The sequence below is a fragment of the Streptomyces sp. NPDC020362 genome (assembly GCF_040642095.1).
GTDB lineage: Bacteria > Actinomycetota > Actinomycetes > Streptomycetales > Streptomycetaceae > Streptomyces.
In genome coordinates this window covers 1-4,951 of sequence record NZ_JBFAET010000361.1, presented here as the reverse complement: position 1 = coordinate 4,951, position 4,951 = coordinate 1, and the positions used below count along the sequence as shown (strand labels likewise).

Here is a 4,951-nt window from a genome sequence, read left to right as displayed (position 1 = left end):
ACGGCAACAGACCCTCAGACCGAAGCCGGTCGCACCGGCATCCCCTGGTCTGCTGCCCCTACCCCGGCCCTCTCGCCCACCTTCCCGCCCGACTCGGTCGGCCGGAGGGTGGGCGTTCTGGTTACAGGTCCAGGTCCACGTAGAGCGCCGCGTGGTCGGAGGCCTCGTTGAGTTTCGAGGTCACCGTGTCGAAGGACTTGATGCCGTCCGCGAAGATTCCGCGGGTCTCCAGGCCCACGTGCTGCACCTCGTGCCACAGCGGCGGCGGAAGCAGCAGGTAGTCGATCTTGTCCCGGGGTGAGGCGCACTTCCCGTGCGTGCCGGGGTCCCCGTGGTAGGAGCGGTGACTCATCGCATCGCGCAGACCGGCGTCCAGCAGCTCCGCGACCGCTTCGCTCTCCGGGTCGTCGTTGAGATCTCCGGCGACCATGACGTGCGGGGTGCGCTCCGCGGCCTCCCGGTAGATCTCCGCGACGCGCTTCGCCTGGGCCAGCCGCAGCTCCGGGTCGTCCTGGAACTTGCTCTTGAGGTGGTTGCCGAGGATCACCAGCGGCGATCCGTCGAGCTGGATCTCGAACTCGGGGCAGTCACGGCTGAACAGCCGGTCGGCGGGACGTTCCGGGTTGGTGTCGAAGATGTGGGACCTGACGGACGTGATCGGGTGACGGCTGAAGATCCCGATGTCGATGCCCCGGGGATCGTTGCCGTCGATCAGCAGGCTGTACGGGTACGGCCGCCTGCCCAGCGCCCCTGCCAGAACCTGCGTGTTGAAGCGCTCCAGGGTGAGCCGGTCCTCGACCTCCACGGTCAGCAGGATGTCGGCGTCGACCTCCGAGACCACCCGGCCGGTGTTGCGCACCGTGCTCATGTCGAGGTCGTCCTGCCCGAGTTCGGCCCAGCCGGCCCACGAGGCACGGCCGCCGGCAATGATCTCGATGTGGGGGTTGTTCGCCGGCCCGGACGTCTCGAACAGCCCGGAGCGCTTGCCCGGGCGGGACTGGTTGATGAGGATCGGCGGCGGGTTCTTCGGGTCGATGTCGTACGCCTTGTACGCCTTGATGAGCCGGACGATCTCCTTCTTGTCGTCGTCCGTGTACGCCGGCAGGTCGAGGAGCGTGACCAACGTGTCGAAGTCCTTGAGGACTTCCTCCCGCTTCGCCGGATCCGAGAGGCGGAAGGCCGTGGGCCGGCGGAAGAGGTTCTCCATGTTGAAGGTGGCGATGCGGATGCTCATGGCGTGCCTCCTCGGCGGCGCGAGAGCACCGCACGGCCGGCGGCAGGCGCCGCCTCAGTGACTGCTCGCCGACAATTTCCATTCTCCGGGCGTCCCGGAAGCGTGTCCAACGGAGGCGGTCGACCCGCCGGTTCCCGCCACAACCCGCCGGTCCGCGCCGGTTCCCGCCGGTGATTGGTCCTCCATGACGGACCGGGATTGGCTCTGTCGGGTCACCGCCCGGGTCACGAGGGTGGCCTCATGAGTCTCGCTTTCCTCCTGACCACCCTGATCGTCGTCATCACTCCCGGCACCGGCGTCGTCTACACCCTTGCCGCCGCGCTCTCCCACGGCCGCCGCGCGAGCGTCGTCGCCGCCTTCGCGTGCACGCTCGGGATCGTCCCGCACGTCCTGGCCACCGTCACCGGGCTGGCCGCGCTGCTGAACGCCAGCGCGGCGGCCTTCCAGGTCGTGAAGTACGCCGGGGTCGCCTATCTGCTCTACATGGCGTGGGCCACGGTGCGGGACAAGGAGGCGATCGTGGTCGAGCAGGACCCGGCCGCGGCGAACGCGCTCCGGCTGATCGTCCGGGGCGTGCTGATCAACATCCTCAACCCGAAGCTGACGATCTTCTTCCTCGCGTTCCTGCCCCAGTTCGTCGACCCCGGACGGCCGCACGCCCTGCCGCGCATGCTCGCGCTGAGCGGCGTCTTCATGCTGCTGACCTTCGTCGTCTTCGCCCTGTACGGCATCCTCGCCGCCCGCGTGCGCAGCCATGTCACCTCCCGGCCCAGGGCGATGGCCTGGCTGCGGCGGACCTTCGCGGGTTCCTTCCTCGCGCTCGGCGCCAAGCTCGCCTTCACGGCCCGCTGAAACCGGGCCCGGCCCCGGCCCCGGGTCGGGGTGGCCGGGGAGGGCGCCGCCGTCCGATGCGGCTCAACGGCCCTGCAGGGACTTGACGTTGTCGCCGAAGGTCCAGTTCTTCGAGCCGTCCCAGTTGATCGACCAGGTCATCAGGCCCTTGAGCGAGCTGCCGTAGTGCTTCCAGGCCTGGGAGACCAGGCCGGGCGCCATGTAGCCGCCGCCCGCGCCCGGCTGCGCGGGCAGGCCCGGCACCTGCTTGTCGTACGGCACCCGGATCGTCGTGCCCTGCACCACCAGGCCCTTGTCCAGGCAGTCGGTCTGTGCGGTGAAGCCCGCCACCGTGCCCGCCGAGTAGGAGTCGCCCGAGCAGCCGTACATGCTGCCGTTGTAGTACTGCATGTTCAGCCACCAGAGCCGGCCGTTGTCCGCGTACCTCTTGATGACGGGCAGGTACGCGCCCCAGATCGAGCCGTAGGTGATGCTGCCGCCGGTGACGTACGCGGTCTCCGGGGCCATGGTCAGGCCGAAGCCGGACGGCATCCGGGCCAGGATGCCGTCGATGATGCGGATCAGGTTGGCCTGGGACGTGGACGGCTGGTTGATGTTTCCGCTGCCCGTCAGGCCGGTCTCGATGTCGATGTCGATGCCGTCGAAGTTGTACTTCTTCAGGATCGGGACGACGGTCGCGACGAACCGGTCGGCCACGGCGGAGGAGTTCAGGTCGATGCCTGCCGCCGCGCCGCCGATGGAGAGCAGGATCGTCTGGCCGGACGCCTTGGCGGCGCACATCTCGGCGGGCGTGGCCACCTTCACCCCGCTGTCCATGCCGTCCTCCCACAGGGCCGTGCCGTCCGAGCGGATGACCGGGAAGGCCGCGTTGATCACGTTGTAGCCGTGTGCGCGGATGCGGGAGTCGCTGATCGGGGTCCAGCCGAACGGCGGGTGGACGCCGTTGGCGGAGCCGTCCCAGTTCTCCCAGTAGCCCTGGAGCACTTTGCCGGCCGGCCGTGACTTCAGGGCGCAGGTGTCGGCGGCGGAGGCGGTGGGGGCGGTGGCGATCGCGAGCGGGGCGAGGACGGCCGTGGTGAGTGCGGCGGTGAGCAGGCGCAGCGTACGGCGGAGCATGCGGAGCCTCCCGGTGGGGGGTCGGTGAGGTGTCGTAGGCATGACAGTGCGTTGCCCATGACAGTGCATGTGGTCCAGACCTTTCGTCAATAAGTCTGGACCAAGCCGTGGCCGACGGGTTCCCAAAAGGGGGTGATCACGGGTGACAAGTATGGACTGACAGATATTGAAATCTGTCATCTGTCATGGCAGGGTGAAGGACATGACGATGCGAACCCGAACCCTCGGAACCAACGGCCCCCAGGTCTCCGCGCTCGGCCTCGGCTGCATGGGCATGTCCGCCCTGTACGGCGACGCCGACCGCGCCGAGTCCATCGCGACCGTCCACGCCGCCCTGGAGGCGGGCGTGACCCTGCTGGACACCGGCGACTTCTACGCCATGGGCCACAACGAGATGCTGATCGGCGAGGCCCTGCGCACCGCGCCCGCCGCCCGGCGCGAACAGGCTCTGGTCAGCGTGAAGTTCGGCGCCCTGCGCGACCCGGACGGCGGCTGGAGCGGCTACGACGGCCGCCCCGCCGCCGTGAAGAACTTCGCCGCCTACTCCCTGCAGCGCCTCGGCGTCGACCACATCGACGTCTACCGGATCGCCCGCCTCGACCCGGACGTGCCGATCGAGGAGACCGTCGGCGCGATCGCCGAGCTGATCGAGAAGGGGTACGTCCGGCACGTCGGCCTCAGCGAGGTCGGCGCCGAGACCATCCGCCGGGCCGCGGCCACCGCGCCCGTCGCGGACCTCCAGATCGAGTACTCGCTCATCTCCCGCGGCATCGAGCGGTCGATCCTGCCGACCACCCGCGAGCTGGGCATCTCCGTCACCGCGTACGGCGTCCTCTCGCGCGGCCTGATCTCCGGGCACTTCGCCCGCGACCGGCAGCTCGCCGCGAACGACTTCCGCGCCTACTCGCCCCGCTTCCAGGGCGACAACCTCCAGCGCAACCTCGACCTCGTCGACGCGCTCCGCAAGATCGCCGAGGAGAAGGGCGTCACCGTCGCGCAGACCGCCATCGCCTGGGTGCTCTCCCGCGGCGAGGACATCGTGCCGCTCATCGGCGCCCGCACCCGCGAGCGGCTGACCGAATCGCTGGGCGCCCAGGACGTGACCCTGGACGAGGCCGATCTGGCGGCGATCGAGCAGGCCGTGCCGGCGGACGCGGCGGCCGGCGACCGCTACCCGACCGCAGCCATGGCACACCTCGACAGCGAGCGCTGACCATGACGCCGGGTACGGTCTAGGGCATGGCACCGCCCACCGAGACCCTGACCGCCGAGCGCATCCTCGAAGCGACCGAGGAGGTGCTGCGCCGCCACGGCCCGGCCAAGGCCACCGTGGTCGACGTGGCGCGCGCGCTCGGCGTCAGCCACGGCAGTGTGTACCGGCACTTCCGCACCAAGGCGGCGCTGCGCGAGGCCGTGACCAAGCGGTGGCTGGACCGGACGTCGGAGAAACTGGCCGTCATCGTCGCCGGGGACGGCACTCCCGAGCAGCTGCTGCGGGTCTGGCTCGCGGCGCTGTTCGAGGCCAAGCGGCACAAGGCCGGCGACGACCCCGAGCTGTTCGCCACGTACACGGTGCTGACCGACGAGAACGTCACGGCGGTCGGCGAGCACCTCGCCGACCTGATCGCGCAGCTGACCCGGATCATCGGGGCGGGAGCCGGGGGGGGGGGCCGGACCGGGGCCGCCCCCGCCGCCCCGGCCCCGCGCCCGGGAGCACCCCCCCCCCCCGCCGCAACCCCCCCAGAACCG

The 4,951-nt window shown here is 70.1% G+C and carries 5 protein-coding genes; 3 read left to right on the top strand and 2 right to left on the bottom strand.

The window, feature by feature from the left end; all coding sequences use genetic code 11:
- Nucleotides 1–121 precede the first annotated feature (121 nt).
- On the bottom strand, nt 122–1,234 hold the full coding sequence (locus AB0H32_RS46845; RefSeq protein ID WP_361135396.1) for an endonuclease/exonuclease/phosphatase family protein: 1,113 nt from the start codon (nt 1,232–1,234) through the stop codon (nt 122–124).
- A gap of 240 nt (nt 1,235–1,474) precedes the next feature.
- Between AB0H32_RS46845 and AB0H32_RS46840 the strand changes: the two genes are divergently transcribed.
- Nucleotides 1,475–2,086, top strand: coding sequence for a LysE family translocator (locus AB0H32_RS46840; RefSeq protein ID WP_361135393.1), 612 nt, complete (start codon nt 1,475–1,477; stop codon nt 2,084–2,086).
- A 63-nt stretch (nt 2,087–2,149) separates the two neighbouring features.
- Here the strand turns inward: AB0H32_RS46840 and AB0H32_RS46835 are convergent, their stop codons facing one another.
- Nucleotides 2,150–3,202, bottom strand: a complete 1,053-nt coding sequence (locus tag AB0H32_RS46835) for a chitinase (RefSeq protein ID WP_361135390.1) — start codon at nt 3,200–3,202, stop codon at nt 2,150–2,152.
- Nucleotides 3,203–3,404: 202 nt separating this feature from the next.
- On the opposite strand from AB0H32_RS46835, the gene AB0H32_RS46830 reads away from it, so the two are divergent.
- Both AB0H32_RS46830 and AB0H32_RS46825 read left to right on the top strand, forming a co-directional pair.
- The gene (locus tag AB0H32_RS46830; protein ID WP_361135387.1) at nt 3,405–4,415 is read left to right on the top strand and encodes an aldo/keto reductase; all 1,011 of its coding nucleotides are present in this window, start codon (nt 3,405–3,407) and stop codon (nt 4,413–4,415) included.
- Nucleotides 4,416–4,441: 26 nt separating this feature from the next.
- On the top strand, nt 4,442–4,951 hold a 510-nt coding region (locus AB0H32_RS46825; RefSeq protein WP_361135384.1), incomplete at its 3' end, for a TetR family transcriptional regulator.